27 protein-coding genes are annotated in these 25,444 nt (G+C 41.0%); 14 read left to right on the forward strand and 13 right to left on the reverse strand.

All coding sequences use genetic code 11. The annotated features are described in order from the left end of the window. Window positions 1-544 precede the first annotated feature (544 nt). Window positions 545-1,654: an FAD-dependent monooxygenase gene (locus BM107_RS02840; RefSeq protein WP_090980096.1), complete on the reverse strand. Its 1,110-nt coding sequence runs from the start codon at window positions 1,652-1,654 to the stop codon at window positions 545-547. 104 nt (window positions 1,655-1,758) lie between these two features. On the opposite strand from BM107_RS02840, the gene BM107_RS02845 reads away from it, so the two are divergent. The 6 genes from BM107_RS02845 (at window position 1,759) to BM107_RS02870 (ending at window position 7,127) form a co-directional block, all read left to right on the forward strand. Continuing rightward, window positions 1,759-2,724 carry a helix-turn-helix domain-containing protein gene (locus tag BM107_RS02845; protein WP_244278714.1) on the forward strand — a complete coding sequence of 322 codons (966 nt, stop codon included), beginning with the start codon at window positions 1,759-1,761 and terminating at the stop codon, window positions 2,722-2,724. A 356-nt stretch (window positions 2,725-3,080) separates the two neighbouring features. Next, entirely contained in the window at window positions 3,081-3,650 is a 570-nt protein-coding gene (locus BM107_RS02850) for a Crp/Fnr family transcriptional regulator (protein WP_090980097.1), read from the forward strand. 64 nt (window positions 3,651-3,714) lie between these two features. Beyond that, window positions 3,715-4,737, forward strand: a complete 1,023-nt coding sequence (locus BM107_RS02855; protein ID WP_090980099.1) for an NAD-dependent epimerase/dehydratase family protein — start codon at window positions 3,715-3,717, stop codon at window positions 4,735-4,737. 199 nt (window positions 4,738-4,936) lie between these two features. Then, a complete protein-coding gene (locus tag BM107_RS02860) occupies window positions 4,937-6,355 on the forward strand; it encodes an SDR family oxidoreductase (protein ID WP_090980101.1) in 1,419 nt (472 codons plus the stop codon). 5 nt (window positions 6,356-6,360) lie between these two features. Beyond that, the gene (locus BM107_RS25165; RefSeq protein WP_090980104.1) at window positions 6,361-6,516 is read left to right on the forward strand and encodes a DUF2256 domain-containing protein; all 156 of its coding nucleotides are present in this window, start codon (window positions 6,361-6,363) and stop codon (window positions 6,514-6,516) included. Between the two features lie 71 nt (window positions 6,517-6,587). Beyond that, a complete protein-coding gene (locus tag BM107_RS02870) occupies window positions 6,588-7,127 on the forward strand; it encodes a lipocalin family protein (RefSeq protein WP_090980692.1) in 540 nt (179 codons plus the stop codon). A 63-nt stretch (window positions 7,128-7,190) separates the two neighbouring features. Here BM107_RS02870 and BM107_RS02875 read toward each other — a convergent pair whose 3' ends face one another. The 4 genes from BM107_RS02875 to BM107_RS02890 all read right to left on the reverse strand — a co-directional run bounded on the left by BM107_RS02875 (window position 7,191) and on the right by BM107_RS02890 (window position 13,345). Next, window positions 7,191-7,550 (reverse strand): response regulator, encoded by a 360-nt coding sequence (locus BM107_RS02875; RefSeq protein WP_090980106.1) that lies wholly within the window; start codon window positions 7,548-7,550, stop codon window positions 7,191-7,193. Continuing rightward, on the reverse strand, window positions 7,550-10,147 hold the full coding sequence (locus BM107_RS02880; RefSeq protein WP_090980108.1) for a GAF domain-containing sensor histidine kinase: 2,598 nt from the start codon (window positions 10,145-10,147) through the stop codon (window positions 7,550-7,552). Before BM107_RS02880 ends, BM107_RS02875 begins: the two co-directional genes overlap by 1 nt. 348 nt (window positions 10,148-10,495) lie before the next feature. Then, the gene (glgX, locus tag BM107_RS02885) at window positions 10,496-12,616 is read right to left on the reverse strand and encodes a glycogen debranching protein GlgX (protein ID WP_090980110.1); all 2,121 of its coding nucleotides are present in this window, start codon (window positions 12,614-12,616) and stop codon (window positions 10,496-10,498) included. A 144-nt stretch (window positions 12,617-12,760) separates the two neighbouring features. After that, the gene (locus BM107_RS02890) at window positions 12,761-13,345 is read right to left on the reverse strand and encodes a hypothetical protein (protein ID WP_090980111.1); all 585 of its coding nucleotides are present in this window, start codon (window positions 13,343-13,345) and stop codon (window positions 12,761-12,763) included. 328 nt (window positions 13,346-13,673) lie between these two features. Between BM107_RS02890 and BM107_RS02895 the strand changes: the two genes are divergently transcribed. The 3 genes from BM107_RS02895 to BM107_RS02905 all read left to right on the forward strand — a co-directional run bounded on the left by BM107_RS02895 (window position 13,674) and on the right by BM107_RS02905 (window position 15,598). Then, window positions 13,674-13,889 (forward strand): hypothetical protein, encoded by a 216-nt coding sequence (locus tag BM107_RS02895; RefSeq protein WP_090980113.1) that lies wholly within the window; start codon window positions 13,674-13,676, stop codon window positions 13,887-13,889. A gap of 122 nt (window positions 13,890-14,011) precedes the next feature. Beyond that, window positions 14,012-15,109, forward strand: coding sequence for a zinc-dependent alcohol dehydrogenase (locus BM107_RS02900; RefSeq protein WP_208864320.1), 1,098 nt, complete (start codon window positions 14,012-14,014; stop codon window positions 15,107-15,109). 3 nt (window positions 15,110-15,112) lie between these two features. Continuing rightward, window positions 15,113-15,598 carry a hypothetical protein gene (locus BM107_RS02905; RefSeq protein WP_090980117.1) on the forward strand — a complete coding sequence of 162 codons (486 nt, stop codon included), beginning with the start codon at window positions 15,113-15,115 and terminating at the stop codon, window positions 15,596-15,598. 146 nt (window positions 15,599-15,744) lie between these two features. On the opposite strand, the gene BM107_RS02910 is transcribed toward BM107_RS02905, so the two are convergent. The 4 genes from BM107_RS02910 to BM107_RS02930 all read right to left on the reverse strand — a co-directional run bounded on the left by BM107_RS02910 (window position 15,745) and on the right by BM107_RS02930 (window position 18,150). Then, the gene (locus tag BM107_RS02910; RefSeq protein WP_090980119.1) at window positions 15,745-16,248 is read right to left on the reverse strand and encodes a DUF4142 domain-containing protein; all 504 of its coding nucleotides are present in this window, start codon (window positions 16,246-16,248) and stop codon (window positions 15,745-15,747) included. A 105-nt stretch (window positions 16,249-16,353) separates the two neighbouring features. Beyond that, a complete protein-coding gene (locus BM107_RS02915) occupies window positions 16,354-16,566 on the reverse strand; it encodes a hypothetical protein (protein WP_090980121.1) in 213 nt (70 codons plus the stop codon). Between the two features lie 367 nt (window positions 16,567-16,933). Then, window positions 16,934-17,119, reverse strand: a complete 186-nt coding sequence (locus tag BM107_RS02925; protein WP_090980125.1) for a hypothetical protein — start codon at window positions 17,117-17,119, stop codon at window positions 16,934-16,936. 164 nt (window positions 17,120-17,283) lie between these two features. Further along, complete coding sequence (locus tag BM107_RS02930) at window positions 17,284-18,150, reverse strand: cyanophycinase (RefSeq protein ID WP_090980127.1); 867 nt, start codon at window positions 18,148-18,150, stop codon at window positions 17,284-17,286. A 315-nt stretch (window positions 18,151-18,465) separates the two neighbouring features. Between BM107_RS02930 and BM107_RS02935 the strand changes: the two genes are divergently transcribed. Continuing rightward, on the forward strand, window positions 18,466-18,837 hold the full coding sequence (locus BM107_RS02935) for a response regulator transcription factor (protein ID WP_134203458.1): 372 nt from the start codon (window positions 18,466-18,468) through the stop codon (window positions 18,835-18,837). An 84-nt stretch (window positions 18,838-18,921) separates the two neighbouring features. On the opposite strand, the gene BM107_RS02940 is transcribed toward BM107_RS02935, so the two are convergent. Then, window positions 18,922-19,404 carry a BLUF domain-containing protein gene (locus BM107_RS02940; RefSeq protein WP_090980131.1) on the reverse strand — a complete coding sequence of 161 codons (483 nt, stop codon included), beginning with the start codon at window positions 19,402-19,404 and terminating at the stop codon, window positions 18,922-18,924. Window positions 19,405-19,619: 215 nt separating this feature from the next. Continuing rightward, window positions 19,620-19,898, reverse strand: a complete 279-nt coding sequence (locus BM107_RS02945) for a hypothetical protein (protein WP_090980133.1) — start codon at window positions 19,896-19,898, stop codon at window positions 19,620-19,622. 314 nt (window positions 19,899-20,212) lie between these two features. Here BM107_RS02945 and BM107_RS02950 point away from each other — a divergent pair, with 314 nt between their 5' ends. Continuing rightward, entirely contained in the window at window positions 20,213-20,869 is a 657-nt protein-coding gene (locus tag BM107_RS02950) for a response regulator (protein WP_090980135.1), read from the forward strand. Window positions 20,870-21,346: 477 nt separating this feature from the next. Continuing rightward, complete coding sequence (locus tag BM107_RS02955) at window positions 21,347-21,850, forward strand: RNA polymerase sigma factor (protein ID WP_090980693.1); 504 nt, start codon at window positions 21,347-21,349, stop codon at window positions 21,848-21,850. A gap of 765 nt (window positions 21,851-22,615) precedes the next feature. On the opposite strand, the gene BM107_RS02960 is transcribed toward BM107_RS02955, so the two are convergent. Both BM107_RS02960 and BM107_RS02965 read right to left on the reverse strand, forming a co-directional pair. Beyond that, window positions 22,616-22,870 (reverse strand): hypothetical protein, encoded by a 255-nt coding sequence (locus BM107_RS02960; protein WP_090980137.1) that lies wholly within the window; start codon window positions 22,868-22,870, stop codon window positions 22,616-22,618. Window positions 22,871-23,103: 233 nt separating this feature from the next. Next, complete coding sequence (locus tag BM107_RS02965) at window positions 23,104-23,922, reverse strand: alpha/beta hydrolase (RefSeq protein WP_090980139.1); 819 nt, start codon at window positions 23,920-23,922, stop codon at window positions 23,104-23,106. A gap of 240 nt (window positions 23,923-24,162) precedes the next feature. Between BM107_RS02965 and BM107_RS02970 the strand changes: the two genes are divergently transcribed. Together BM107_RS02970 and BM107_RS02975 are read left to right on the forward strand one after the other, a co-directional pair. Beyond that, window positions 24,163-24,681: a hypothetical protein gene (locus BM107_RS02970; protein WP_090980141.1), complete on the forward strand. Its 519-nt coding sequence runs from the start codon at window positions 24,163-24,165 to the stop codon at window positions 24,679-24,681. Window positions 24,682-24,919: 238 nt separating this feature from the next. Next, a complete protein-coding gene (locus BM107_RS02975) occupies window positions 24,920-25,339 on the forward strand; it encodes an SRPBCC family protein (protein ID WP_090980143.1) in 420 nt (139 codons plus the stop codon). Window positions 25,340-25,444: the final 105 nt, after the last annotated feature.

Raw genomic sequence — 25,444 nt, forward strand, 5'->3', positions numbered from 1 at the left:
ACTGCTTCATCATCCACACTGGAGGCCAGTTCCAATGCAATTTCATACCATTTTAACTTGTCGGCATTTTTTAACTGCCTCCTGGCAACGAACCAGGCGGCAATAAACCTTTCAAAGTCGTTTGTTGCTTCGCTCCAGGCTTTAAAAAATAGCTGGACTGCCGCTTCAAAATTACCTGTTTCTTCATTCTGCATGCCCTGCATACAAAGCTGAATAATGTGATTATGCGGATTGAATTCCATACTTGTATGTTCGAAAATATTGATCTTTCTCCAAAAATAGCTACCAAATCCATTAAAAGATCAGGATTTGAGGTATAATTTTCCAGGCGCACTACAGCTTCGATTCCGGCGTTATTATTACAAAAGATCACAGTTAATCAGATAATCAGCATTGAAATAATGATGATTCTGCAAAGACTAACCAACTGTCAAACAAGTCATCAAATGATATAATTAAAAAAGCCTGCCAATTGATACCTGGCAGGCATTTCATTAACAACGAGCCACTGATTCTACCGTAAAAAACCGCTTTAACGAAGTGTTTACTGATCATTTTTCCAGGCCGCAAAAGAAGCTTGTAATTCCTCTTCGGTTTCAGGTAGCTGAATTTTGAGTGAATCGTTAACCCTTGCCTGAACGCTTTCTACAAAAGGTTTGAAACCATTATTATATTTTGCGAAAGCAGTTTGATGATCCTGGTTGTGATGTAATTCTTTCGCCAACATGCTTGCGCCCTGCATAGCGAGACTGGTGCCCATACCCGTAAAAAAACTTGGGGCATAGGCGGCATCACCGACCAGACCTACCCGGCCTTTTGTCCATGTGGGCATTTTGATTTGACAGGCCTCATCGAAATAAAGGTCATCGGCAGCCAGCATGGCATCTAAAATTTCCGGAAGTTTCCAGTGCTCATTCCCGCCGAAATAATCTTTCAGGATCTGCTTTGGCCGGTCGCGGTCACGGTAGTCCCAATTTAATTGCGGTGCCCGGAATACCAGAATAGCATTTGCAGCCGCTTTAAACTGGAAGATGACCGCCTGTTTTCCCAGCTCGCGATATACAATACCAGTGGATTTTGGCCGTCCCGTCTGGATATGGTCAGCTGTTGCAAATGCAAAATACACACCCAAAAACTTTTTAAAGTCATCTTCCGGACCAAAAACAAGTTTTCGCACCATAGAATGCGTACCGTCAGCACCAAACACCAGATCGTAAATTTTATCGTCACCCTTTTCAAAGGATACTTTTACGTGATCATCTTGCTGGACCAATGCAGTTATGCTGTTGCTGAACATGATATTTACTTCGTTTTTAGGAATAACGTTGTAAATAATCTCAACCAGATCACCACGGTGAATCTCGATATCGCCCAGGTATTCTGGCAAGGTATTAATGGCAAAGTGTACCAATGTTTTTCCTTCGGCGTCAACGATTTCGTCCGTATGAACAAATTCATTGGCTATGATCTGCTCGTAAATACCCATTTCCCGGGCGATATCCAAAGCGGCACCACGTACATCTATTGGTGAACCGCCTGTTCTCAGATCTTTCCCTAATTCCACTACCGTAACTTCGTAATCAAATTTATTTAGCCAATAGGCCAGCGTTAAGCCCGCAAAGCTGGCACCCGATATCAACACCTGTTTTTTCATCTCTTTTTTAAAATTAATTTTTATGTAGCTTTTTATTCACCACAAAACTAATCGTATCTTTACGAGTAAAATAATCGATAAACTATCATTTTTAGTCGAAAAATATGAGCGATAAAAAAAATGAATATGTTGACAGCGATATGCAGCAGTTCGCCAACAAGCTCGGATTGGTCGTGGAAAATGTACTGCAGAATTTTGAGGTCACCTCATTCAAAGGAATAACTTTTCTGCCTGACATGGCAATGCACTTCGGATCATTTGTTGTGAAAGAAGATTTTACCCGTGTAACCGGCCAGTCTGATCTGGTTGAAGGTATCGGAATTATATTTCATAATATCCTTGAAAACCATGGGAACAACGAAACGGAGAATCGTAAAAAAAATAACACCACGGAGCCTCCTTACGTACGCATCTTTCCGTATACGATCAGCCAAACGTTACAATTTAAAAAGAACACCCAGGTATCTCATGTTTCCATTAGCATCAGTGCCCAATTTTTGAAGGATTTTTTAAAGGAAGAGGCTGATTACTTTGACTATTTGTTTGATCGTGCTAACAGTTTTTGGATAGAAGAACTGATGACAGATGATATTTTACGAACAGTTAATGCTATATCAAAAAAAGAGGAACCCGCCAACCTGAAAAGCTTTTATTATAAAATGAAGGCAATGGAGTTGCTATTTTACCTGTTTGAAAGTTTAAAGAAACGGGAAAGCGCTGAAAATCTGAAATTAAATGCAAAAGAAATAAAGGCGGTTTACCATGTAAGGGACAAAATTGTATCTTCTTTGACCAGCTTTAATACGATAGCTGAATTAAAACAGACTGCCGGCATGAACGAATTTAAACTCCGCAGAATATTTAAGCAGGTATTCGGGATGGGTATTTATGATTATTACCAACACCTCCGGATGAAAGAAGCCGCACGTCTTTTGCGCGAAGAGAAACTTTCGGTTTCTGAAGCCGGGTATGCAATGGGTTTTGAAAACCTTGGTCACTTTACCAGGGTATTTGAAAAGCACATCGGCAAGAAGCCTAAAAAATATGTTCAGAATATTCAACAAAATTAACATACAGGAGATTTCGGACCGAATTATTATTACAAGATCCTAATTTTAATCATTAAATGCTAATCTACAGCAGAAAGTGCAGGGATATTGCTTTTAAAACACGTTCAAAAATTAATTAGCAACGGAAACGCAGAAATCACGGAGTAGATTAAAATTTTTCCGTGTTTTTCGTGCTTCCGTGGCAAACATAAACGCTTAGGCATGCGCAGAAAGAGCTAGAACTAACAGAGAAAAGTTAAAAGCGATTTCCCTGCAGAAAGTGGCTGATTGACCAGAAGAAAAACATGGAAATTCAAAAAGCCGAACGACCAGTGCAACCAGATGACGGCGGGAAAATGATTTTCTAACTTTGTAACATGTACGAGAAATTATTTAAACTTCTATCTGCAGATATAACATCAGAAGATACGGCCTTATGCAGGCGATATTTTGAACCTGTACTTTTCACAAAAGGCCATATCCTTGAAAAAGAGGGAAAAGTTCCAGCTTACCTATACTTTGTGGTATCTGGCTTTCTACGACTTTTCCACTATGATGAACGCGGGGAAGAAGTTACCACCCATATCAACTGCCCACCAGGTTTTATTACGTCTTACTTCCACTTTATCGATGAGACTAAATCAAACGAAAACCTTGAATGCATTACGGACTGCGAATTGTTGAGGATTACGAAAAGGAACCTGAATACACTAACGCAACAAAGCATGTTGTTCAAGGATTTCAGCATATCGGTTTTTCAAAAATCACTTGCTTATAACAACAACCGCTCAAAAGAACTGGCAACCCTAAGTGCCGAAGAACGCTATCAGAAATTGATGCAAGACTATCCGCATATTCTACAGAATGTCCCTTTGCAGTATATTGCCTCCTTTCTTGGAATGAACCCCAAAAGCCTGAGCAGGATTCGAAAAAAATTCATTAGGTAACATTTGCGAACCGGATTTGAAAAAACCATGCCGAATTTTGTGCTATCATTTCAAATACTAAAAGATGGCAAAAAAGAATTTAGCATTGGTTACCGGCGCAAACGGTCACCTGGGCAATAACCTGGTCAGATTACTGATTGAAAAGGGCATTCCCGTACGGGCTTCAGTCCGCAATATCGAAAATAAAGAAGCATTTAAAGGATTAACATGCGAAGTAGTGCAGGCCGACATTACCAACAAACAGTCATTGATCAATGCATTGCAGGATGTGGAAACATTTTATGCGGTAGGCGCAATGTTTAAGCTATGGGCTAAAAACCCGAAAAAAGATATCTACGATGTAAACCTTTTTGGGACAAAAAATATGGTTGAAGCAGCCGCCGAAGCAGGTGTAAAGCGGATTGTGTATGTAAGTTCGATTGCGGCGTTGGATTATGCCACACTTCCGGCAAAAGAAAGCAATGGTTACAATCCAGACCGCAGGGATATGTACTACAACTCAAAAAATGACGGCGAAAAGCTGGCTTTTGAGCTGGCTAAAAAACATCATATCGAATTAGTTGCTGTGTTACCTTCTGCAATGATAGGCAACGAAGCACTTGAGCCACTAAATGTTTCCTACAACATCATCAGCCTCATCCTGAAAAAAGAAATTCCAGTTGAAACCAATATTACCCTGAATTGGGTTGATGTAAAAGATGTAGCCGAAGGCTGCTACCTTGCCGCTACAAAAGGCAGGAATGGCGAACGGTATATTCTGGCAAACGAAAAATGCATGTCGATAAAGGAAACTACCAAAATTGCCCAGGAACTTTTCCCGGAACTGAAAATCAAATTACCGGCAGCTGTTCCAAAACCCATACTTTTTATCATTTCATGGCTGATGGAAATTGGAAGTAAGCTAACCGGAAAAACACCTTTGCTTACCACTAAAGACATTGCCATGTTTTCCGGACTTCAGCAAGATTTTGATATTTCCAAAGCCCGGACAGAATTAGGTTTCAACCCTAAAAAGCCGGTACACGCTGTGAAAGAGGCCATGTACTATTTGTACGACCGACAAAAAATTCCAGCTAATTATGCTTAATGCATGTTCGGGGTCGGTTGAAATGGCCAACACGATAAGCAATTGACAATAAACAATTTATGCTTTTAACCGATGTCGATTCATATTTCTCAGAAATATATTCATGAGTTCTTAATTTTGTATCAAGCCCTTTTTAAGTTATCTTCCTATCTGGCAAACATAACATGCAGTTAAATGTTCTTCACATTAAAATTACGGTTTGAAAATACTACTCACCGGGGCAACCGGATATATTGCTCAGCGATTGCTTCCAGTTCTTTTAGAACAGGGTCATACTGTTTTTTGCCTGGTTAGAAATGCAGCACGCTTCGACCAGAACAAATTTAGCCGTCATGCTAAGATCACCGTTATCGAAGCTGACCTCATGAAACCTGAAAGTTTGCGATCACTTCCAACAGATATCGATGCAGCTTACTACCTCGTCCATTCAATGAGCGGAAACAAAGACTTTAGCGATAGTGAGGCAAAGTCTGCCCGAAACTTTTCAAAAGCGATTAGCGAAACTTCGGCAAAGCAAATTATTTTCCTGAGCGGGATTGTAAACAGCACTGAACTTTCAAAACACCTGGCCTCACGCAAAAAAGTGGAACAATTGCTGGGCGAAAGCAAAGTTCCCCTCACTACATTGAGGGCCGGAATAATTGTGGGTTCTGGTAGTGCATCATTTGAAATTATACGAGATTTAGTAGAAAAGTTGCCAGTTATGGTTGCACCTAAGTGGTTACATACCAAATGCCAGCCAATTGCCATCCGCAATGTAATAGAATTCCTTTTCAAAGTGCTGCTAAAAGAATTCACCTTTGGTAAACATTATGATATTTATGGCCCCGATATATTAAGCTACAAAGAGATGCTGTTACAGTTTGCAGCCGTTAGGAAACTGCAAAGACGCATCTTCATCGTACCGGTTATGACACCCAGACTCTCGTCTTACTGGTTGTATTTCGTCACATCAACCTCTTATAGTCTTGCCCGGAACCTTGTAGACAGCATGCATATAGATGTAGTGGCCGATCCCAATCATTTAGCAGATGAACTCGACATCAAATTGATCCCATACAAGCAAGCTATTGAACTGGCCTTCCAGAAGATCGAGCAAAATATGGTGCTCTCAAGCTGGTACGATGCGATGGGAAAAACTTATTCGAAAGAGATGATCAAAAAGCTGCTCGCAGTGCCAAAAAATGGCGTGTTTGTAGATCGAAAATCAGCTCATACCAAAGACCGGAAATTAGCTACAGCAAGAATATTTGCTATTGGCGGACGATCGGGATGGTACTATGCAAATTGGCTCTGGAACTTCCGGGGTTTCCTGGATAAATTATTTGGTGGCGTGGGACTCAACCGTGGAAGAAAAAATCCAACAGCCATCAGTACAGGTGAACGGCTGGATTTCTGGAGGGTAATTTATTCCAATACCGAGGAAAGCCGCTTATTGTTATATGCTGAAATGAAATTACCGGGTGAAGCCTGGCTGGAATTTAAAATAGTGGATGATTATGTTTATCAAACAGCTACTTTCAGGCCACTTGGGTTAGCCGGTCGATTGTATTGGTTTGCCGTGCTACCCTTCCATTATTTTATTTTTAATGGCATGATCAAAAAAATTGTCTCTTAACCTGTATGAAAGGTGTAAAAAAACAGCATCTTCCCGAAAAAAACTGTCCGGTTTGCAACCGCCCGTTCATGTGGCGCGCCAAATGGGCAAAAAACTGGGATGAGGTAATCTATTGCAGTCAAAAATGCAGGCGCTCAAAAAATGCAGTAAAACCGGAGTAAATCCATTTCCGCTTTGCGCATGTCAAAACATTTGCGCTTCGTATTTGTTGGGCTTATTTAAAATGACCATCATGAAAAAAACATATAGAAATACACTTTTGTTCGCCACATTGGCCATCCTGGCAGCAGCCTATACCAGTTGTAAGGTTTCAATTCCAAATGGAGCAACAGCGGTTAAACCATTTGATCAGGATAAATACCTGGGTACCTGGTACGAAATTGCCAGAATGGATTTTAAATTTGAAAAAAACCTGAAGAGTGTAACCGCAACCTATTCAAAAAATGACGATGGCTCTATCAAGGTAGACAATAAAGGGTATGATATGGTTAAAAAGAAATGGAAGCAGAGCATCGGAAAAGCCAAATTTGTGAAAGGTAACGACGAAGCCCGGTTAAAAGTTTCATTTTTTGGCCCTTTCTATGCTGGTTATAATGTAATTGAAATTGATAAGGACTACCAGTATGCCCTTATCGCCGGAAATAACCTGGACTATCTTTGGATACTATCCCGAACAAAACAAATTCCTGACGGGGTAAAAGCAAATTATTTAAAAAAAGCAAAGGATCTTGGCTACCAGACGAATGACCTGGTGTGGACTATACAAGATTAGGACGAGGTAAAGGTAAACTGTAATCTCAAAAACTGCGGTAAATATATATCAGCTGTATTTCGCCTAAACCTCGCGAATAATTTTGGCCAGATCTTCAATTGCAAGATCTTTTAGTACATAGGCAGAGGCTCCGGCACTAATAGCCTGCATCCTATATTCATCTTTGCTATGCATGGTTAAAATAATAACTTTAATGTGAGGCATCAGCAGTTTTACACGGCTGGTTAATTCAACACCTGATAGGCCGGGCATATTCCAGTCTATGAGCATTACATCAACCCCTATACCGCTAGCCAACTTCTCCAGCGCAATCGCCCCGCTTTGGGCATCAGCAACAATGGCAATGCCAGCCTCTGCAGCAAGCAGGTGTGAAAGCCCTTGGCGAACAACCTCATTGTCTTCTACAATCATTAGTTTAATCATCACCTGCCTGGTTTTTGGGTTAACCCCTGATGAGGAATAATTACTTCTATGTGTGTTCCATTACCAGGTTCGGAGGCAATGGTGAGGCGGCCATCCAGTAATTCAATCTTACTACGAATGGATGCCAGGCCTATCCCGTCAGCTTTTTCTGATTCTTGTGGCATTCCCCTGCCGTTATCGCTCACAACTATTTTTACCTGATCAGTACCGATGATGATCATTACCTCGCATGCAGTTGCCTTTGCATGTTTAACTACGTTAGTCATTAATTCCTGCGTGGTGCGGTAAACAGCCAGTTCCATGTATTTTTCCAGCCTGTTATGCTGTACAGAAATATGGCAATTGAATTCAATTTCGCCCGATAGTTGTCTGCAAATATCATCAATAGCGCTTTTCAGTCCGAATTGTTCAAGTGTGGTCGGCATCAGTTCATGAGAAACCCGTCTTGTTTCTACGATGGCCTGGGTTAGCAGTTCATTGATATAGGCCTTGTTTTGATTAAATTCTTCTTCGGAAATGCCATGGCGAAAGCTGGACATATTGATCTTTATACCATAAAGCAGCTGGCCGATTCCGTTATGCAAACTTTCGGATATTCTATGCCGTTCTTCTTCCAAAGTACTGAGTGAAGTCCGAAATATCTGCAATTGCTGCTCTTGCTCCATTTTTTTTATTTTTTCTTCCGCTCCGCGCATCTCCGAAATATCCTGATCAACACCCAATACACGCTCAATATCGCCCTGGCCGTTCCTCACTACAGTTCCTTTAATGCGCAGCACTTTGATCTTACCGGAAATGTTGACTTCCAACGTTTCTTCAAAATCCGCGTCACTGTTTTGAATATATTGAATTACTTTTTCGGCTTTGGCCAGGCTTTTTTCCACGGTGTATTTCAAATAAATAATCGGTGTAACGGGCGTGGTATTGTTAAGATCAAACAGCCGGTACATCCCGTCAGACCAGGTTAACTGACCTGTAAAGCGATTAAATTCCCAACTACCCAATGAGGCGGTTTCTTCCGATTTCTGTAGCAACAAATAGGTTTTATTGCGTTCTTCTTCAGCTTTGAGCCTTTCATCGAAAATCGTCTGCAGGCTGTCCCTACTTTCCTGTAACTCTCTGGTACGCTTTTTTACGTCGTTTTCAAGCTGAATCCGATATTTTAGTTCCGCATCGCGCAGGGCCTGTTCTGCCCTTGTCCGCTCCAACGCATCCCATGTGCGTTTGGCAACATCATTCAGGGTTTGAAGATCGACCTCGCTCCACACTCTGGGTTTATTTGAATTTACGCCAATCCAGGCCACCAGCTTTCCATGCTTCAAAAGCGGAACAGCCGCCCAGGCAGCCACTCCTATCCTGGCATAGATTTCAGATGATTTGACCCATTCGCCTGTTATACCCGTATCGTTAACGGCAACGGTACGTCCGGATTGATAAGCTGCTACCAGCGAATCGGAGAAATCTGATAAACGCATACGCTCAGGTAAGTCTTTGGCCTGATCTTTAAAATGTCCGGCCACATGGAAGGAATCCCCATCCCCCTCCATCTCAAAATAACTGGCATTCATTACCCCTAACCATTTAGCCAGCAATTCCATAGCGGTGTTTTGCACGCTGAACGGGTCAGCTAACGGCCGCAAAGCATCACTAAGACGCAAGAGAAAAACCTGCCGCTTTTCTGCATGTTTACGCTCGGTGATGTCTTTAAATAAGACGGCAAGCTTCAGCTCTTGTGGTTTACCCATAGGAAACGCATAAACATCGTACCACCTGTTCAAGGCATCGGCTTCGTGCTGGAAACGTGCCGGCTCACCTGTTAGGGCAATTTCACCGTATTTATCGTACCAAAACTGTTCGTGCGCAGGTGCCAGTTCGCGCATCCGTTTTCCGATTACATCTGTAAGTCCTGTCAACTCATACAATGCGCGATTGGCTTCCAGAACGAGATAGTCGACAGGCTTCCTGTTTTCGTCGAATATCATTTGAATGATACAAAAACATTCATCAATAGAATTAAAGAGCGTACGGTACTTTTTTTCACTTTCAGCTAAAGCCGTTAAAGCCCGGGCATTTTCAATGGCACCATACAGTCGTTCGGCCGCTTCTTCAAGCAACATGATGTCAACTGCCGTCCAGTTTCTGGGTACCGACTGGGTGGCAACCAGCGACCATACAGGATCTTTTTTACCACGGCGTATTGTACAGGCTGCTACCGCGCGAAATGAAATTGCCGCGAAACATTCCCGATCAACAGCAGTTAACCGCTCGTCTGCAACCGTATCGTTAACGAGGAACGGACCATCAATCGATTGCATTAGCGGTTCCGGAAAGTTCGCCGGCGAAAGTGTACAAGGAATAGGCGGAATTAAAGAATTGCCGCTTTGATATAAAATATTTGCCTGGTCTTTGCTAAGCGAAATCATTGAGCAATAACATCGGTCAAGCACTAGTTCTTTAGCCAGCATTTCAACCGCGGCCTTGCCAATATCGTGCTGATTATTATAGGTCCTTAAGGTATCACTAAACCGCAGCAAAAATGCCTGGCGCTCTTTCCAAGCGCTTTGCCCGGCTTCTTTGTATTCTTTTTTATCGGCCATAAATTCAACAATATTTTATTCAAAATATTGATATAGATCTGCACAAATTATATTAACGTTATTCAATTAAAACAAAATTGAGTTGAGATTGTTTTGTCGCAAACAGGGATGACATAACGTACAGCTGTTCAGGCAAATGTGTTATAAGCTATATTATTCAATCAGTTATTATACCCTTACCGTTCCAATAAACTCCTTCTATTTTCTGATAATGGTTACAGATCCATCGGTTATCCAGGTACATTTTACACAGTTTAACAGCCTGATGAGACACAGTCCCAATGTGTAAACGTTGGTGATTGACATGGCGTTACAACTAGTCCGCAGGCATTGTATCTTAAACATTGCTTAAAATATTGCCCTCAATACGATAATGCTTTTTTCTTCTACGCATAGCGCTTCACCAGCTAAGAATTTTTCTTTTCCAACTCCTTTTACTGCAGTAGAAACCTCAACTTTCCATTTCTGAGAAAACCTGATGCCCGGAAGTTTAAAGCAGATCTCGCATTCACCCCCATTAAAAATTAATAGAAAATGGCTGTCAATGATATCCGTACCATTTTTATCCATTCCGCTAATGCCTTCACCATGTAGAAAAACCCTTAAGGTATTTTCGTCATCTAACTCCCATTTCTGATCGTCCATTAACTCGCCGGTAGCTGAAAGCCATGCGATATGTGGAAGGCCATCTGCCCCAAACTGCTTATCCATAATCCACTCCCTTCTCGAAAGGCTGGGATGGTTCTGGCGGAGCAAGATCAGCTTTTTTGTAAATTCCAGCATTTCGGTATCAGCCTCGGTCCAGTTGAGCCAGGAAATTTCGTTATCCTGGCAATAAGCATTGTTGTTACCCTTTTGGGTTTTCGAAATTTCATCGCCCGCGGCAATCATTGGTACACCCTGAGACAATAGCAGTGTAGCCATAAAATTCATTTTCTGTTTTTTGCGCAGCAAGTTAATGGTTACACTATTGGTTTCCCCCTCTTCCCCACAGTTCCAGGAATCGTTATTAGATTCGCCATCATTGTTATCCTCCCCATTGGCTTCGTTATGCTTCTCGTTATAACTTACCAGATCGTGAAGCGTAAAACCATCGTGGGCCGTAATAAAATTGATGCTGGCCGAAGGGCGCCGGAAACTCTGCATATAAAGGTCAGGACTACCTAGAAAACGCTGCGCAAAACAGCCCAACATTCGCTTATCTCCTTTCCAGAATCTGCGCACGCTATCCCTGTATTTGCCATTCCACTCTGCCCAGCCCGCCGGAAATTGACCAACCTGGTAACCATCTTCGTTAATATCCCAGGGCTCGGCGATGAGTTTTACCTGCGATATTACCGGGTCCTGATGAATAATATTTAAGAAAGTACCTAATGTTTCTACCTCATCCGATCCCCTTGCCAGTGCCGAAGCCAGATCAAAACGGAAGCCGTCTACATGCATTTCTTCCACCCAGAAACGTAAACTGTCCATAATCAGCCTGAGCACGGCAGGCAGGCGTGTATCTAATGTATTTCCGGTTCCGGTATAATCAGTATAGTAACGTTTTTGAGTTTCTTCCAAGCGGTAATAGGTTTCATTATCTATTCCCCTGAAGCAGACTGTTGGACCTTGTTCGTTACCCTCTGCCGTGTGATTGTACACCACATCCAGAATGACTTCTATTCCATTGCGGTGCATGTTTTTAACCATATCCCTGAATTCGACAATCTGTTCACCATTTGTGCCAGAGGATGAATATTTTCCTTCAGGTGCGAAAAAACCAAGGGTATTATACCCCCAATAATTACTCAGGCCTTTTTCCTGCAGGTAGCCATCGGAAATAAAATGATGTACGGGCATTAGCTCTATAGCGGTAATTCCGAGAGACTTAAGGTACTCAATACTTGCAGGATGTGACAGACCTGCATAGGTTCCCCTCAGGTTTTCGGGTATGTGAGGATTGAGTTTGCTAAATCCCTTGACGTGCAATTCGTAAATAACCGATTGACCATAGGGAATTTTCGGTGAGGTGTCGCCTTCCCAATCGTAATTTAAATCTGCTACAAGCGATTTTGGCACAAAGGGGCCACTGTCTGCCATGGAAAAACTTAGATCACCATCGGCTCCACCTATCTGGTATCCAAATACCGCATCATCCCATACCATTTCTCCGGATATAGCTTTTGCATAAGGGTCTAGCAGTAATTTGTTCGGATTAAAACGCTTACCGTTCTCGGGTTCATAAGGGCCATATACCCGGTAGCCGTACAGCTGTCCTGGGTGTATTCCCTTGATATAACAATGAAAAATATGGTGGTCACGTTCAACAATTTCGATACGGGCCTCTTCCTCCACAGCATTAGCATATAAACAAAGTTCTACTCTTTCGGCATTTTCTGCGAAAAGCGCAAAATTAGTCCCCTTTCCATCCCATTCCGCACCAAGCGGGAAAGAACGTCCGGGAACGGGAGCATATTTTTCTTGCATAACAATCCTATTTTGGGTGGCAACAAGCAAAAAGGATCAACGGTTTTGCCATTACCGGTATTTAGGTATCAACAGATGTTAATCGGGTATTTTTATCAGTGGAAATAACATAAGCGACATGAAAAAAATAACCAAGGTTCATATTTAAAGTGAGTTTATCATACGGTTTTTCTCCTGCTGATCAGTAAACTCTTCGTTCATCAGGGTTTTAAAATCCTGCTTCCGGTTATCTGCAGCCATCTGCAGTCTTTTTAAAAGCGTTGTACCATTAATTTTCAAAAGATTTAAACGCCTCTTCAAACCATTAGCGGTTGATAAAGATTTCAAAGAGTCCAAGCTGATCTGCTGCTCATCAAGCAGTACTGATGGAAGTATTACCCGCTTCGCTGCTGCGTAAGCTTCGATTCGCTTAAAACTGATGCGATTAATTTTCAAGAGCTGTTGCAGCGCAGGTGACGTTTCGGCTCTGCTTTTATCTTTGTGCGGTGCCAGAAGATGGTATGCCATAAGCAGCAATTGTGTGATATGCTTTAGGTGATCAGCCGCCGCTTCATCAAGCTTGGTTTCATACGTTTCAGCACCGCCAATCCGGTTAGGTACAGCCATATCGCCTGCCACGCTATCTTTTTCGAGGCTGGATTTTTTATCAGCCCTGTTACAGGCCAGCAGACATACCAGTAACAGCCATATAGCCGGATTTATACATAAGTTTTTTTTAAAATTTTTCATACCGATTAATGTTTAGTAAATAAGCCAGGTTAACCGGGCTAAAGTTTCTAAATCTCAAAGAGGGCGTACTCACGATCAGGGTTGATGCAATATACCTTTGATAAACTACTGTTTACCCAAACATCAAATTATCCGTTCAGGTATTTACCACAGGGAAAACACGTAATTAACACCTAAACTTTTATAAAAGCGCTTAGGTTTTATAAACAGTAGAAGGCAAAACAAGTATGATGGGAACGGGAAATCATCTCAACATTTCGCATTGTCATTACATAACGCCGCTAAGATTTTAGCGTAAATCCCGTCTTAAAACAGTCAACATAAGTACATGAAAACAAAACATAACGATAGCGGCCCGGAAATCATAAATGCCGGTAAAACGCCTGTAAAAAAACCTGCAGAAGATATAGTTGCCGGTGCAGGCAACCAGGATCAGCTCAACAGGCTTAAAGAAAATGCAGCCCGAATACCTGCAAAAAACAAGAAAATCGGCACATCACCTGATATTGGCCGTGAGCCAAAAAATGGCGGGACTAAAAAATAAATTCCGGCTTATACCTACGCCTGGAAGCTTAGATAAACTTACCATTTCATTAAACAAAACCTGAAAATATGCTAGCAATGAACTATCGGGGCCCATACAGGGTCAGAACTGAACAGCGCCCAATGCCAGAAATCTTGCATCCGGAAGATGCGATTGTAAGGGTAACCCGTACCTGTATCTGCGGATCCGACCTACACCTGTATCACGGGATGGTACCTGATACCAGGGTTGGCTCAACCTTTGGACATGAATTTATTGGAGTAATAGAAGAGATTGGACCATTGGTAACTAATGTAAAAATTGGCGATCAGGTATTAGTGCCATTTAATATCGCCTGCGGCAGGTGTAACTTCTGCAAACAAGGTCTTTATGGAAACTGTCATGAATCTAACGCTATGGCTACTGCAGTTGGAGGTATTTTCGGATACTCACACACGGCCGGTGGCTTTAACGGCGGACAGGCAGAGTATGTGCGTGTTCCATATGCCAATGTAGGTCCTACCGTAATTCCACCCGATATGGACCCTGACGATGCCGTTTTGCTAACCGATGTTGTACCTACCGGATACCAGGCTGCAGAGATGGGTGGAATTAAAGAAGGAGATACAGTAGTTGTTTTTGGCGCCGGACCAATCGGCATTATGGCGGCGAGATGTGCTTGGTTTTTTGGTGCAGCCCGGGTAATTGTAATCGATCACATCGACTATCGATTGGAATTTGCCAGAAATTATGCAAAATGTGAAGCCTACAACTTTAAATCAATGGAAGATCCGGTGGTATTTCTGAAAAAAATCACCGACTGGTATGGTGCTGATGTTTGCATAGACTGCGTAGGCTGTGAAGCGGAAGGAAATGCCCTCCAAACTTTTACCGGTAAAATAACACTGATGCAGGCCGGTGCGGCAACTGCTCTTCAGTGGGCCATCAACTCAGTAAAAAAAGGCGGAATTGTTTCGGTAGTGGGTGTTTATGGGCCGCCGTTCAATTACGTACCCATTGGCAATGTACTGAATAAAGGGATTACCTTGCGGGCCAACCAGGCATCGGTAAAACGATTACTACCAAAACTAATTGAACATGTACAGGCCGGAAGGCTTGATCCTAAAGGACTTATTACACATAAAGTCCCATTGGAAGAAATATCAGATGCCTACCACATATTCTCAGCTAAGCTTGATGAATGTATCAAGGTGGTACTTATCCCATCCACTAAATCTTAAAACATGGAAACCAAAAACTTTGATTATAAAAATATTCCCGGCTGGGGCCTGGATATCGACGAGCGGAATGAGCCCACCTATCCGATGAAAAATTACACCGGTGATGACCACAAACGTTCGGACTATGAAAAACCTCCTAAGCAGCCAGTTGATGTAGAGATCCTGAAATCTACAGAACGACCTGAAGTAAGTGCCGTATTTGGCAATGCATCGCCTCCGTCAGGCCTAAGTGGTATGATACGCCGTTATGCCTTCAAACATAGCGAAGATCGTTACAGGCACTGGATACCATTAATTCTTGCCGACCGTATAAACGCCTGGGAAGGAATTATAGAAGACTTCAGAAGCGGCATTATCCCTAATATACCTGCCGAACGCGGATGGAAATCGGAAATGAAATACAACCGTGCAGAATTGACTAAAAAGATTCTGGTGACAGGTGTAATCAGTCTCGTGTTATTAAGTTATCTGACACGGAAAAAAAGATAAAATTTCTGTAGGCCAGGTGTGCGATACAGCATCCACATCTGGCTTAACAAAGCCGATCAGCTTCTGTAACAATCCCTGGTTCCGAGTGAGGAATGAGGCAGTTAATAAGGAATAGGTTGGATTATACAACTGGTTAAAATCAATAATTATTTGGTATGCCACAAAGTTTGGCTGGCGTCAAGTCGCTTTGTAAGCATAGGTATCTTTTCTGCTGTCCACTGGCGTAACTCAGTATCCTTTAATCCGGCTGATCCCGAAGCCTTAACATGCAGGCCAATCAAATCTTCATCAGCCTCCATAACCAACCGCAAAAGCAATTTATTAAAACCAGCACCTTGGCTGTTCTGCAGATTTAACAGTTTTGTTTGAGCCTCTGCCGTAAGTCCGGCTTTGGGAAGTGAACATATAGATTCCATTTCCGTAATATAACTGGCCATATCTTCTCTTCTCTGTGCAAGAAAGGATGCAAATGCCGGCTGATCCTGAATCTTTGATATTTCCGTATCCAGAACCTGTTGATATTCGATTATACCGGCCAATGGATATAAAAAATCATTCCTTTCCAACTTATAATCTCTGCCTTGCTTTTCACAGCTGGTAAACATCACCATAAAAAAAATGATGGAAGGGCAATAGTAATAAAATTTCATAACGTTGATATGCCAATAAGTCGCCAAATAGATTTTATAATAAAAGACGCACGCAGATGAAATCTATATCCATCCCGGTGCGCCTTTGTAGAAATGTACAATTCACTATTGGGGCATTGCAGCTCCAGATGATGTACTATCTCTTGTTGTCGAATCTCTCATTGTACTATCCTCCTGTCCAATAGTTTCCTGTTGGGAACCACCATTAGTCATTGAGGTATCATTACCGGTCGAATCTGCACCTTCTGATTTGGCGCCTGAATTACATGACATTAAAACTGCTGTAGCCATTACAGCGATAAATAAGTACTTTTTCATTTTATATTAAATTAAGGGTTACCCAGTATTAAGCTTTTTTAAGCGTCAAAAGTTCCGCTTTTATTGGAAATGGGTAGTTTGCTCCATGCCGAACGTATTTATACCCTAAACAAACAAAGAAAAAATTTATGCTTTAACAGGTTACTGTCGGCTACAATAGCATGATCGTCATTCTCGCGCCTGAAGCAATCTTGATGTATGTTATAAGATTCCCATCCGATAAAAATCGGATCAAGTTCGGAATGAGGATCTCTCCCAAGGATTATAATTCAGGAGACAATAGTTTTGTTCCAACCTACCTTAAAAAAACCGGCTGCCCTATCCGTGATGATGAGGGGAGCAATAACGGATCTCTCCATTGATAGGTTTAGGTATTGCCACCTGCGTTACCGGCCAGATCGCCGCTTACATCTTCCTCGTCATCAATTTCGCCAGTCAGGCCACGTTGTACATCATTATCATCTGCTTTTTCCTCTTCATTCGGACTAACATCTGACTGGTGTTCATTTTTTTGGTTCTCATCCTCGTTTGGATCTACGTTTGTGTTCATCATAACTTTTTAATTAGAGAACATCATTAAAATGGGTTTAGTTTTGCAAGGATTGAATTGATGCGCTGCCTTTACATAGCCTGTGGAACATGCAATATGGCTCACGTAATGGGTAATATCGATTAAGGCGTATTTTTCAACGGGTACCTTCGAACATTACAGGAAACTTAAATAAACAGAGGTTCAAGCGCCGGAATTTCCCAAACTGCACCATCATTTAATATGCTCACCTTCAGATCTGAAATGCTGATGCATTTTCCACTATCATATTCCGTCACATTTGAATCTTTAGTACCAAAACCGTCGATGATGATGACCACACCACTGCCGATTACCCTTATAGTTTTTCCGTGCTCAACAATCAAAGCGGTATCCTCTTCGATACCAATGCCAATACAGCCCGGATTTGTAGCAATCACCTGGCTCATCCGTACAAAACGCGATCTGTCAACAAAATGGGTATCAACGCAGATGTTTTTCAACAAACTAAATCCGGTTGTGATTCTCACCGCCCCGACCAATTGCTGGTTGTCTTTATTTCCGGATATAATCATAGGAGTAGAAAAAGCCATTGCGCCGGCACTGGTACCAGCAATAACAATAGGCTCGCTGATGTAGCGATCTTTGACCTGAGAGAGTAAGGCTGTACCACCATAAATTGACGTGAGTTTAAGTTGATCGCCGCCTGTAAAAAAAAGCACATCTGCGCGTTCAATGCGTGCCCTTAAATCGTCAAGTAAAACCTCACCCCGGTTATGGTGGAAGATGTGGCCCACTTCTACTGCCCCCAAGCGTTTAAAAATCCGCAAGTAATCCGCAAAGCTTTCTTCATGTTCTCCACTAGCGGTAGTAATTACTTCAACCACGGGCGAAGATTTCTCTGTCAGTGATATAACGGCTTCCAACACTTCCAGGGGATCATCTCCCTCCTTTTGCATTTCTGTTTCGGGTCTGCCCATTTTATTCTCATGTCCTCCAATAACAACCAGTTTGCCGGCCGGAGCCAGCTTGTCAGATAATTCGAATTTTCCCATTATTATGTTATTAAACTAATCTGCTACAATACAACGCCCGCTTTTAATTTGTTTAACCTCAATAAAATACAGGTATTTAAATGCGATAACCCGTATTTATACCTGCAAGCTAAGACCAGCCTGGATTAGCAACCTCATTAGGAGAATATGCCGCTCTATAACAGATTGAAAGGTTCACATCTCGTAATTTCGATGTGGAAAACAAAACTCGTTCGGATGATCGCATTAGAATTGCGGTAAATACCTGAAACGGTTTTGTACTGGCAATACTACATAAATAATGGTAACTTAGACAAAAAGTTAAACCTAAAACGTATGCCTAAAATTCTTGTAGTAGATGATGATCCAGGCAATGCGGAAGTGATGCAGATGGTACTGGAAAGTGAAGGTTTTCAGGTGAAGCGCATTTGCCAGTCGAGACAATTTGAGCCATCAATGACCAGCTTCTGCCCCGATCTGGTTTTAATGGATATCCTTTTGGATGCAAATGATGGACGGGATATCTGTAATGATCTTAAAGCAGATCGCAGTACCAGTCACATTCCTGTAATGTTGATTACGGCTATGCTGGAATCACAGGTAAGTAATATCGCCTGCGACGCAGACGACATTATGTTCAAGCCTTTTGACTATGCCGCCCTGGTTAATAAAGTTAAAAACGTATTGCGCAGAGCAGCAACAAATTAGGCGAAAGAAGATTTAGACGGCCAGCTGTTGTTTTAATAGCATTGATGATGGGTTTATCTTCGGCCATACTAAATTGAGGTGCATTTAACCACTGCCATAATCTTTATCATTCGCTGATTCGGAATTTATAAGGTAGAAAGAGCGCAGAAAATCGGCTGTTTCATTCGCATCAGATAAATAATGTGTTACGGATGTATCATCAAGATGGAAAAAATTAGCAACATCACTGTGCTGGTTGGCATTTAACGGACTAAAGCCCATCGACCAGGCTGGAAAACTCCGTTTGTGCCAGAAACCTGAACCGAGCAGGAGAATACTTCTGTGGCGTTCATCGGAACATATACTGCTGTACATAGTTAAAACTTGCGCTTTTTCACCTTCCAGAAACTGGATAAACCGCCCTTCGGTTTTGGTAATAAATCTCCCTTCCATATAGAGTAGCAGTCCTGTCATTCCAAGCGCAGTGTTATTACGGCGTGACTGCTGCAATAGCAATAAAAGGTCCTCATCGCTCATGAGTCGTGAGGCTATGCTGGTATAGACCAAATAATAGATTCCTTTAGACATAAGGATAGGGTTAGCTTACAAATTAACAAAAATAATGATGGAATTTCCTGCCTTACAAGCTACAGTTGTAGGAAATTCAAATTCAATCAGTATTGCTGCCACAGGTAAGCTAACCAGGATTTATCAGAAATTTAGTTATCGCTAAAGTTTCGCTTTAAAAGCCTGAATCCTGCAATATAATTCATTTATAATCAAACCAATATCTTCGATTTAGATTACGCGGGTTCTTTAGGATTATTATTTGAAGTAGAATTTGGCATATTTCCAGCCTCACCAGGATTACCTTTATCCGGATCCGCTCTCGCCTCTTCAGCACCGTAATCACCTTCTCCCATTTCGCGGCCAAGCATACCTGCACCATCTTTCACTTTCTCTAATTCACTGCTATCATTGCTACGGTGGCGGGGAACCTGGTTATCGGGCATATTTGAATTTTCTGCGGTCTGATCTGCTTTTGGATCCGCAAGATTTTTATTTTTGTGTTCTTCTTCCATAATGAGTATAATTATTTATCACATAACAGGTAAATAGTCTGTGATGTTTTCAGTTAACGGTAAAAATCATTTGCAGAAACCTGATACGACATCCAAAACCAGCAAGTTTATTCGCTCCGGCCATAAGCCAAAACTTTTGAGCTGATAGAGCAGTTCTATATATATCAAATTATGGTGAAGGAAATGAAGTTGATCATAAGAAAACCTGATCAATGATTGCCTGAAACATAACGGAGTAAAAATAATTAAGCATATCAATTAAATATTTTCACATACGATCATAAGCACTTTAAGTTATATCAACTGTAATTAATATGAACAAATTAAAAATAATCCTTGCAGAGGATCATAACCTGGTAAGGAATGGGATTAAAATGTTACTTGAATCGCAGGCTGATATTGAAGTGATTGCCGAAGCCGACGATGGTAAGCAGGTGTTAAAACACATCGAATCGGGCGTGATTCCAGACATTGTTCTTGCAGACATCAATATGCCTGAAATGGATGGCATCAGCTTGATAAAAGCCATGAAATTAACCCATCCAGATATTAAAGTAGTGATCCTTTCTATGCTGGACCATGAAAAATATGTGATGCAGGCATTTATGGAAGGAAGCTATGGCTATATTTTGAAAAATGTGAATGAAAGCGAAATGCTTTTTGCCCTCAAAACCGTAGCTGGCGGAGCGAAATACCTCTGTGTAGAATTAACGGAAACACTGCTTAACCGCTTTATCAACGAAACTTCTTCCCAACCAGAACAGGAACAAATGCAGGTAGATCTTTCCATGAGGGAGATTGAAGTGTTGCATCTGGTTGCAGAAGGATATACCAACCAGGAGATGGCAGACAAGTTATTCTTAAGTAAACGCACAATTGAAGGACACCGCCAGACGCTGATTGATAAAACGGGTTCAAAAAATACCGCGTCACTGATCCGTTTCGCAGTCGTAAATGGCTACTTGAATTAGTGGTTAAATCACAGTTTATTAGAAATCTGGACTCTATATAAAATAAGACATTTTAAAGCCAATCACACGGGCGTCGAGTTATCATATACTGAATTGACATCCTAAGAAATAATGTATCGCGCAAAAACCGATAGGATCGACAGATAAATTTTATCAGCTGATACCCCTTGAGAGATCGTAATAACGACCGCACCAGTGGATTCTGCCAATGGCAGGTTAATTTCTTTTGTAAAATCCAATCTTGGCTAAGGTATCGTCACCCGCAGATTCTTACATCGACGCTCGGGACTGACCTCTATATATTTCTATATCATTTATACGGCCTAACCATGCGGCTTATACTCCCTGAAGTTGTTGTTTATACCCGTTATTTCAACATCTATGCAATGTCTAAAACCAAAAAAAAATAAAGGAGTTCTGTTAGGTAATAAACGTTTACTGACAGAATATTTTTCAAACAGGTTAAAAAAACAGATCATGGAACAAGAGAATTTCTGTTTGGCGGCAGAACATCATAAACAGTCGTTACTGGCTCAGGCACTTAAACTCACCGCTGATGAGGACGATGCAAAAGATCTCGTGCAGGATACACTGATCAAAGCAGTCGGATCTTGCAGTAGCTTCGCAGAGGGAACCAACATCAGGGGCTGGTTGTATGTAATCATGAAAAATACCTTTTACAACAACTGTTCTAAACAAAAAAGACGTACCGCCATTTGGGAAAGTGATGATTGCCTTTACGATCAGAAAATGACGAACAGTCCGGTTAAAAATCTTTCAGAAACCAAAATGGTTCTGGAAGACATACAAAAGGCAATGAGTACGTTAAGGGCAGATTATCGGGCTGCATTTCAGCGATATTTTGAAGGCTACAGCTATGACGAGATTGCGCTCGAACTTAATATCCCCCTGGGAACAGTAAAAACCTATATTTATCAGGCGCGCCAAAGTTTAAAAAAATACCTGCGCATTTACCGCTGAGGTATTATACTGTAGACCAGAAAAATACAGCTAAAAAAATCTTGGTTGACAGCTTGCTGTGAAGGCGCATAATCTTTGAACTGGCAGTATTCAGTCCCAAACTCAGGAATTAATATATCATGGAAGAAAAGAAGGTACATCCGATGTAACAAGTTCAAAAGTCAATCAGACTGACGACAATGAACGCTGGCAGATTGACCCTTTAGAAGATTATAAAAAATCCAGCAAAAAAATGAAGAATAGTAAACAGGAAGAAAATGATAAAAAAGGCTCAATGGGCTTCGACGAATGGTCCGTTTCCTGGCCATAGCGACATAGAATCCGTATCAACAATCATCTGAACATTAAACACCCGTTTTAGCAAGATCAATTGAACCTGTCTTTAATTCATCTAAACTTTACCGAAACCGGCTATGTTCGTTAATTAAAATCTATCATCATAAAAAACAGCGTATTATTATTGTTGCCATCAGGTTTCAGTTCTGGCACTTTTGCATAGCATTTACAAGACACCGCGGGAATGAAAACCAAAAAAACCAAACAAATACAGGATCAAAAAAAGAACCTGATACGATGAAAAGGGACACCGTCAAGCGTGACGTGCTTATGTAAATTAAAAGGAGGCTGTGTTATAAATAAAAAATTTGTCATCCTGAACTTGTCGAAAGAGCTCTTTAAATATTTTAAAGGCGTTTCGACAGGCTCAACGTGACAAATTAATAGTGAAACCGTAGCTTACAGCCTCTTTTTACAATAACAAAGTTTTTAGCTTAAAATAATCTGGTAATTCACATTTACTCTTTTCGGATAATTGCTTTCTTCGCTATTTAGCGAAACAAACGCGGCATTGCCATGAACTTCATTTTTCAATGCGTGTTCATAATGTGCCTGGATTTCTTGCTTGTAATCATTCTGCAAACCCTTTGTAGTTTCTGCTAAAAGATTTCTATCATTCAGGTTCTCAGGCAATAAGGTAATATCGCAATTTCCTTCAGTGATTTCTTTGACTAAGTATTTCATTTTGGTTTTAAATCTTCGTTTCCTGTTTATAAATAAGATTTCAAGAAAGACCAAAAATAGAGTAACTCTTTAGTTTGTATGTAATCTAAAAGTTAATTTTTAGAGCTGCGCATGTACCGGTTAAATCCGGGAGGTACGATCAGAATTTACAATAAACTTTCATATAGAATATTGTTGTAAATATTCCTGATTGATAAAATAAAAAACGGCTTAACCGCCGGCCGATGGATGGCTCAGGGCTTCTGATTAAAATAATTACTTAAAAAAACACTTTGAAATTTGATTGCATTTGCCCAGTAATCCCAATTGTGTACACCAGGCCTGGTGGTAAAATCGTGCTGAATGTTGTTATATAAAAGCTCATCGTGCAGGCGAACGTTCATTTTATAGAAAAAATCGTCAACACCACATTCAAAGGCAATGGCCAGTGCTCCAGGCTTAATTTGGTAAATCATGTCGATTACACTATTTTGTTTCCAACGTTCGGGAAATTCATCCTGCTTGCCTAGTCTTTTTGAGATCTCCCAACCGTTCGGAAAAGGTTTAATATCCACACCGCCGCTCATGCTGCCAACAGCACCATATACATCCTGGTGTTTAATGGCCAGGTAAAGTGCGCCATGTCCGCCCATACTTAACCCGGTAATCGCGCGTCCCTTTTTCGTGGCAATAGTTTTATAATGTCCATCAATATAGCTTACCAGTTCGGTAGCTACATAAGTTTCGTATTTCCATGCAGGGTCTACCGGACTATCGAAATACCAACTGGTTACATTACCATCAGGGCATACTATAATAAATTGATATTGGTCAGCCAGATCTTTTATGCCCGGCACTTTTCTAGCCCACTCTGCATAACTCCCTCCTGCTCCATGAAGCAAATAAACCACCGGAAAAGCCTTTCCTGTTTTATAATTATCAGGTTTAATCACCACCGCCTTGATATTTTTTTTCATCGATTTGCTATAGGTTAAGGCGGTATCTACCTCTGCAGCAATGATGACCTGATTAAACAAAAACAGACAGGCAAACATTAAAAAACTATTTTTCATGGCTAATTTTTAATCATTAATATAGGATGCTAAATTTATAAAATAAACGCTTAAGCCTGCTATTTCAAAGTTGAATTAAAAGTGATATCAAAACAGCTGACCTCAATTTACCATTTAGAACTACCAAATTAATGGTAATCTATTGAATAAAATTATTACTATGCCACAATTAATCGTTTTAGTTAAATCAATTTTCGCAAACAATATTAAATCTTATTTGCTTATACCAACAAACAACCCATGAAAAATATCAGAATAATTATCCCGGCACTCCTGCTCTTGTTTTCTGCCTGTGGCGAAGCCACCAGAAACACCGCAACTAACAAAAATGAAAATGCCGGTCAAATTGTTGACCGAAAAACCGATTCACTCGAAGTTAAATTAAAAATAAATGGCAACGTAGTTAACGGCGAACCTTTGTTGTTGCGATTTGTGGTACTTAACAACACCGATAGCGCTAAAAAATTTTGCATCTGGCATACCCCGTTTGAACCGTTAATGAGTAGTTATTTAAGTATTACCAACGAAAAAGGAGAAGAAGCAACATACAAAGGTGCAATGGCCAAAAGGGTTATGCCCCCACCCGCCTCTAGTTATACACAAGTAAATCCCGGAGACAGCCTGGTGGCAAATGCCGATTTACTTAAAGCGTACGACCTAAAAAAGGGAGCGAGCTATAAAGCTGTTTATACAGGTGGAAACATGAGCGGTTTAGTTTCTAAAGATACAGTTACCTTCACTTACAATGAGATACGTTAATTGAATTTTCCCGGATTCCAAATGCTCAATTTAACAAATTATTTGTGCTTGTATGGAAGATTTAAAAACAGCATTCCCAAAGATATGTGAGGCATATCAATTTAAATGTACTTACAGATCGTAAACACAAACACCTGGCAATCCCAATTTACAGTAAGAGACATCCATTTCCTAATCTACGCTTTTTGATAAGCAAAACTTATTTTAACTTTATTTAATAGATTTAAACCGTTAAAAAATGGAAAACAGCTTATCAATTACTGTAGAAACTACAGTTCATGCACCAGTTGAAAAAGTTTGGGAATTTTGGAACAATCCCGATCACATTACCAAATGGAGTTTTGCTTCTCCCGATTGGCATACCCCTTATGCCGAAAACGATTTAAAAGTTGGTGGAAAGTTTAAGAGTACCATGGCTGCAAAAGATGGCAGCGCGAGCTTCGATTTTGTTGGTACCTATACCACTGTTGATGTGCATAAAAAAATCGAATACACCATTGAAGATGGCAGAACTGTGATTATTGTTTTTAATGCATCAGGCAAAAAAACCAGGATAACCGAAACATTCGAGGCCGAATCTATTCATCCTGTAGAAATGCAACGCGATGGCTGGCAGGCCATTCTGGATAATTTTAAAAATTATACGGAAAAATTGTGAATACATGGTTATTATAACTCCCGGGCTGACAATCCACAAACTGGCTATCATTCAAAAATTTAGATAAAATCCTCATCTTGACCTAAGGAAAGCGAAGAGATCTTC

It is taken from the genome of Pedobacter suwonensis (genome assembly GCF_900111825.1).
Taxonomy (GTDB): domain Bacteria; phylum Bacteroidota; class Bacteroidia; order Sphingobacteriales; family Sphingobacteriaceae; genus Pedobacter; species Pedobacter suwonensis.

What these genes read in the sequence shown, in the direction of transcription:
- BM107_RS02840 (WP_090980096.1), bottom strand. Translation starts at nt 1,654, where the DNA reads ATGAAAAAACAGGTGTTGATATCGGGTGCCAGCTTTGCGGGCTTAACG.
- BM107_RS02845 (WP_244278714.1), top strand. Translation starts at nt 1,759, where the DNA reads ATGAGCGATAAAAAAAATGAATATGTTGACAGCGATATGCAGCAGTTC.
- BM107_RS02850 (WP_090980097.1), top strand. Translation starts at nt 3,081, where the DNA reads ATGTACGAGAAATTATTTAAACTTCTATCTGCAGATATAACATCAGAA.
- BM107_RS02855 (WP_090980099.1), top strand. Translation starts at nt 3,715, where the DNA reads ATGGCAAAAAAGAATTTAGCATTGGTTACCGGCGCAAACGGTCACCTG.
- BM107_RS25165 (WP_090980104.1), top strand. Translation starts at nt 6,361, where the DNA reads ATGAAAGGTGTAAAAAAACAGCATCTTCCCGAAAAAAACTGTCCGGTT.
- BM107_RS02870 (WP_090980692.1), top strand. Translation starts at nt 6,588, where the DNA reads ATGAAAAAAACATATAGAAATACACTTTTGTTCGCCACATTGGCCATC.
- BM107_RS02875 (WP_090980106.1), bottom strand. Translation starts at nt 7,550, where the DNA reads ATGATTAAACTAATGATTGTAGAAGACAATGAGGTTGTTCGCCAAGGG.
- BM107_RS02880 (WP_090980108.1), bottom strand. Translation starts at nt 10,147, where the DNA reads ATGGCCGATAAAAAAGAATACAAAGAAGCCGGGCAAAGCGCTTGGAAA.
- glgX (WP_090980110.1), bottom strand. Translation starts at nt 12,616, where the DNA reads ATGCAAGAAAAATATGCTCCCGTTCCCGGACGTTCTTTCCCGCTTGGT.
- BM107_RS02890 (WP_090980111.1), bottom strand. Translation starts at nt 13,345, where the DNA reads ATGAAAAATTTTAAAAAAAACTTATGTATAAATCCGGCTATATGGCTG.
- BM107_RS02895 (WP_090980113.1), top strand. Translation starts at nt 13,674, where the DNA reads ATGAAAACAAAACATAACGATAGCGGCCCGGAAATCATAAATGCCGGT.
- BM107_RS02900 (WP_208864320.1), top strand. Translation starts at nt 14,012, where the DNA reads ATGCCAGAAATCTTGCATCCGGAAGATGCGATTGTAAGGGTAACCCGT.
- BM107_RS02905 (WP_090980117.1), top strand. Translation starts at nt 15,113, where the DNA reads ATGGAAACCAAAAACTTTGATTATAAAAATATTCCCGGCTGGGGCCTG.
- BM107_RS02910 (WP_090980119.1), bottom strand. Translation starts at nt 16,248, where the DNA reads ATGAAATTTTATTACTATTGCCCTTCCATCATTTTTTTTATGGTGATG.
- BM107_RS02915 (WP_090980121.1), bottom strand. Translation starts at nt 16,566, where the DNA reads ATGAAAAAGTACTTATTTATCGCTGTAATGGCTACAGCAGTTTTAATG.
- BM107_RS02925 (WP_090980125.1), bottom strand. Translation starts at nt 17,119, where the DNA reads ATGATGAACACAAACGTAGATCCAAACGAGGATGAGAACCAAAAAAAT.
- BM107_RS02930 (WP_090980127.1), bottom strand. Translation starts at nt 18,150, where the DNA reads ATGGGAAAATTCGAATTATCTGACAAGCTGGCTCCGGCCGGCAAACTG.
- BM107_RS02935 (WP_134203458.1), top strand. Translation starts at nt 18,466, where the DNA reads ATGCCTAAAATTCTTGTAGTAGATGATGATCCAGGCAATGCGGAAGTG.
- BM107_RS02940 (WP_090980131.1), bottom strand. Translation starts at nt 19,404, where the DNA reads ATGTCTAAAGGAATCTATTATTTGGTCTATACCAGCATAGCCTCACGA.
- BM107_RS02945 (WP_090980133.1), bottom strand. Translation starts at nt 19,898, where the DNA reads ATGGAAGAAGAACACAAAAATAAAAATCTTGCGGATCCAAAAGCAGAT.
- BM107_RS02950 (WP_090980135.1), top strand. Translation starts at nt 20,213, where the DNA reads ATGAACAAATTAAAAATAATCCTTGCAGAGGATCATAACCTGGTAAGG.
- BM107_RS02955 (WP_090980693.1), top strand. Translation starts at nt 21,347, where the DNA reads ATGGAACAAGAGAATTTCTGTTTGGCGGCAGAACATCATAAACAGTCG.
- BM107_RS02960 (WP_090980137.1), bottom strand. Translation starts at nt 22,870, where the DNA reads ATGAAATACTTAGTCAAAGAAATCACTGAAGGAAATTGCGATATTACC.
- BM107_RS02965 (WP_090980139.1), bottom strand. Translation starts at nt 23,922, where the DNA reads ATGAAAAATAGTTTTTTAATGTTTGCCTGTCTGTTTTTGTTTAATCAG.
- BM107_RS02970 (WP_090980141.1), top strand. Translation starts at nt 24,163, where the DNA reads ATGAAAAATATCAGAATAATTATCCCGGCACTCCTGCTCTTGTTTTCT.
- BM107_RS02975 (WP_090980143.1), top strand. Translation starts at nt 24,920, where the DNA reads ATGGAAAACAGCTTATCAATTACTGTAGAAACTACAGTTCATGCACCA.